At 60.2% G+C, this 3,486-nt stretch carries 5 protein-coding genes and 1 pseudogene; 2 read left to right on the top strand and 4 right to left on the bottom strand.

The features are described from left to right. Window positions 1-149: 149 nt before the first annotated feature. The gene (locus E2L08_RS16695; RefSeq protein ID WP_133398213.1) at window positions 150-329 is read right to left on the bottom strand and encodes a hypothetical protein; all 180 of its coding nucleotides are present in this window, start codon (window positions 327-329) and stop codon (window positions 150-152) included. Window positions 330-868: 539 nt separating this feature from the next. Here E2L08_RS16695 and E2L08_RS16690 point away from each other — a divergent pair. Further along, window positions 869-1,105, top strand: coding sequence for a hypothetical protein (locus E2L08_RS16690; RefSeq protein ID WP_133398212.1), 237 nt, complete (start codon window positions 869-871; stop codon window positions 1,103-1,105). Beyond that, on the top strand, window positions 1,102-1,551 hold the full coding sequence (locus E2L08_RS16685; protein ID WP_133398211.1) for a hypothetical protein: 450 nt from the start codon (window positions 1,102-1,104) through the stop codon (window positions 1,549-1,551). The genes E2L08_RS16690 and E2L08_RS16685 overlap by 4 nt, the downstream gene beginning before the upstream one ends. Window positions 1,552-1,579: 28 nt before the next feature. On the opposite strand, the gene E2L08_RS16680 is transcribed toward E2L08_RS16685, so the two are convergent. From E2L08_RS16680 to E2L08_RS16665, 3 genes and pseudogenes are all read right to left on the bottom strand, one after another. Then, window positions 1,580-1,798, bottom strand: coding sequence for a hypothetical protein (locus E2L08_RS16680; protein WP_133398210.1), 219 nt, complete (start codon window positions 1,796-1,798; stop codon window positions 1,580-1,582). A gap of 21 nt (window positions 1,799-1,819) precedes the next feature. Then, window positions 1,820-3,184 carry a relaxase/mobilization nuclease domain-containing protein gene (locus E2L08_RS16675; RefSeq protein WP_133398209.1) on the bottom strand — a complete coding sequence of 455 codons (1,365 nt, stop codon included), beginning with the start codon at window positions 3,182-3,184 and terminating at the stop codon, window positions 1,820-1,822. A 194-nt stretch (window positions 3,185-3,378) separates the two neighbouring features. Beyond that, window positions 3,379-3,486 (bottom strand): annotated as a pseudogene (locus E2L08_RS16665) (IS5/IS1182 family transposase); the annotation flags it as partial.

The raw sequence follows: 3,486 nt of genomic DNA, 5'->3' as shown, positions 1-3,486 counted from the left end.
AGTAGGGCTCCAGACGCGCCATCTGCGCATCGCTCAGCCAGAAGAGATCAGACATATCACCGCTCTGTTTTCGCGCGGTGAATCATGCACTTCTGCTAAAATCAATGGGTCCTGAGCCTAGCGGCTGGCCTGAGGCCAGCCGCTTGAGGTTACAGACCTGGCGCGCGTGTCGCCAGTTCATCTTCGATGTTGCGCATCGAGGCCAGCGCGTCGCGGCGCTCCTGGCTGCTGCGCGGGGCGCTCGCAAAGGCGTTGTAAGCCTCGGCCAGTAGGCCGTGCAGTTCTGCCGTGCTGCGGGATGCCGCTTCAAAACGTGAGACGAGTTTCATCGTATCCTCCTTTTGCTTCAAGGAGGCCCCGAACCACTCAGGGCCTTTCGGCCCCACGCACATCATCGGCCCATGGAAGGCCTGATGGCTCGGGAGGTGAACTTGATCCTGCAATTAGGTGGATGCGCATGAAGCGCTTCGAGATCGGTTTGAGACGGTGAATTCCGGCACCGCTGGCAGGACGGGCGGCCTATCGGGCGAGGTCTGGCAGTAGCATTTGCGCGGGCGTTCCCGTGCATGACCATGAGCGGCGCGGCCCTGTTCCAGATGCTCTATCTCGGTGATGAGGTGGCGAGCGGCGGTTGGTCCGGCTCGCGGCTGGTCGTCTGGCTGGCCAGCTTTCTAGGCTGTGCTGTTCGGCCTTCTTCGTCTCCCGCGTTTGCTTGCAACTGATTGCCCAAATTCCCTGGCCGAAGCGGCTCAGCCTTCAATGCTCTGCCCGCTCCAAAAATCCGTGTTGAACATGAAGCCTGATCCTTCGCTCCGGCCTGACGGGAGGGCGTTAGCAAGCCAACCCGAAAAACAAGGAGATAAAGATCATGGCACGCGAAAACACTAACCAGACACTACCCCTCAACGCGCCGGACTATCTGGCCTGGCACGTCACCCAGAAAGGCGAGAAATCCTTCTGGAACAAGGTCGGAGCCGCATGGAAGCACAAGGACGGGCGCGGCTACACGCTCCAGCTTGAAACCTGTCCGATCAATGGCCGCATCGTCCTGCGCCTGCCGCTGGAAGAAGCCCCCGAGGCCGATAACGAAGCGGGGCGCTCATGAGCGCCCCCGTCAAATTGCAGGAATTCTACGTTGATCCTGCCCGTCTTTCGTCCGGCAGATGGTGCCACACGCGAGACCGTCAGATCGGAGAAGGTGACATCAGTGCCTCCTACAGCGCAGACAAGATCGCGGAGGGTCGCATCCGCTCTCCCTTCAAATGGCAGAATGCCCTATGGGTTTCAGTCGGCGGGATATCCAGAGGCAACTACCGCGCCGCGCAAGCTTACCGCATCGTAGAGCGCAGGTTCTTTGGCGGCACGCCGATCACTTACAACGAAAATGCTCGCCTCAGTGCCGCCGCCCGTGGACGGCCAGAGGGCTTCTATCACGGTATGGCCGTGAAATGGGGCAAGCTAGATTGCGTTCTGATCGGTCCGGCCAGTGCCTTTCTTCCATCGGAAGACAAGGCCACGCCCGAGCAAGTCGATCTCTTCGACCTGCTATGAAATGTAGCGCCGTCTAGGCTGGGCGGCGCTATTCAGGCATGTGGTCATCATCGTCAAGCCAGTCGTCACGCTTCGCGCGCGGCTTGAATTCAGGCACCAGCACATCGGGTTTTTGCTTGTGCCGCGCATGGGCCAGACGGATGACGAGGCGCACGGTATCGTCCGCCGCCAGATGAAAATGCTCACGCAGCTCATCAAGCTGTCGGGCATGCGCCTCATCGAGGCCAAGCATTAAAATATGTCGCATTGGGTTTCTCCTTTTCCAATTTCATCGTTCAAAATCACGTCCAGGGCCGCGCGTGCGGCTGCGCTCGCGGCCTTGGTCTTTTCGTTCATCGCGGGTTTTTTCTTGTGACCTGGTATTCGGCCTCAATCCCGGCGTGACGTGTTTCGGCATGATCGAGGGCTTCTTGCCTTGCTTCATAAGCATGAAGTTGGCGAGTTGCTGACGAACAGAGATCAGTTCTTGAAGCTGCTCTTCGCGCTGCTTCTTGATGGCCTCTTGCAGCCTCTGGCGCTCATCAAGTTGCTTGGCAATTACCTTGTCCCGTTCCGCTTGATCGCGGCGCAGGGCCTGCCAGGCATCATGTTCATTCTGGGCCTTGAGATCAGAGTATTTGCCAGTGAGGCGGCTCCAGAGTTTGCCGAAGCCCTTTTGCGGCAGGCGTGCGGCGCGTGCTGCCGCCTCCCTCGCTTCGCGTTGCTTTTGGAGCTGGGCGAGGCCAGTGCGCTCGATCCGGTGGCGCTCCACCATCTGGGTGCGCCTTAGCTCCAGTGTCGGGCGCAGGCGCTTGTGGCCTTCTTCGATCTGCTGCTCATGGCTGCGCAGCTTGTCGGCAACAAGTCCGGCGATCTTCTGGCGCTGCTCTTCGACCGAGGGCAGGACCTCCGCTTCGTTGAAGCGCGCGGTTACGTCCTTGGCCTTCACCCCCGACCAGCGCGAGAGTGCATAGGCTTCGCCCATGCAATCGACGGCGACGACTCCCCGGTGGTCGCCTTTTGCCAGATAGTAGCCCCGTTGTTCGAGCGCCGCTTTCAGCGCGTCGGCTGAATCCGAGCACTGCCAGGCGTCCTTGAATATGGCTTTGATGATTTGAGGGTCTTGTTTGGCTCGCTGGGCTTGCTGCCATTCGGCGCGGGTGAAAGTGAGCGGGTTTTTGGCCGCGCGGTCGATCATGCCTTTCGGCATGTCCCAGCCGTGCTGGAGGTAGAGTTCTTGGCTCAAATCCATGAGCCGCCGCTTCGTGAAGGAGAGCTGCTTGGCCGTCATGGTGTCGGTATCGATACGGCTCCAGACGGCATGGGCGTGCCGTCTCCCTTCTTTCTCATGGAAGACGACCGCGCGCGGCTGACCGTCCAGGCCGAGCTTTTGCTCTGCCAGTTCGACGGCGGCTTCGAAGGTTGCCGTATCTACATGAGTGTCTTGAGGGGGATTGAGACTGAGTGAGAAGAGATGCTGCTGGCAACGCGTGCCCTTGGCGATGGCCTCGGCTTCTTTAAGCGCCCCATGCAGATCGTCCTCGCTCATGAAGCCGCGCAACTCGTGCAACTCGACATGCTCGTTGTCGCGCGCGTTCATCAGGTGAGCGGCGAGCTTGGCGGCATTCCCGCGCTGTGAGCCTTTCAGAATCATGGCTCACCTCCATCCGCCAAGCTACCGAGCGCGCGCAGCAACTCTTCGCGCATGGCCTTCACATCGGCGCAGGCCTGACGAAGTTCGGTTTCGACCTCAGGTGAGACGGGCAGCGCCCCGATATGGGACGCACGGGCGAGCTGGTTGAGGTTCTGCGACAGGCGGGACTGGCCGAGCGAGCCTAGGGTCAGGATTCATAACCAGAATATGACGGTTGCGGCGAGGGCGATGGCGGAGAGGAAGACCTTCGGGCATCTGTCGTAGCGGGTGGCGATGCGACGCCAGTCTTTCAACCTACCGAA

The sequence above is a fragment of the Palleronia sediminis genome (genome assembly GCF_004358695.1).
Classification (GTDB): Bacteria; Pseudomonadota; Alphaproteobacteria; order Rhodobacterales; family Rhodobacteraceae; genus Palleronia; species Palleronia sediminis.
Note: the sequence above shows the minus strand (reverse complement) of the source record. Positions and strands in the feature narration are given on the sequence as shown.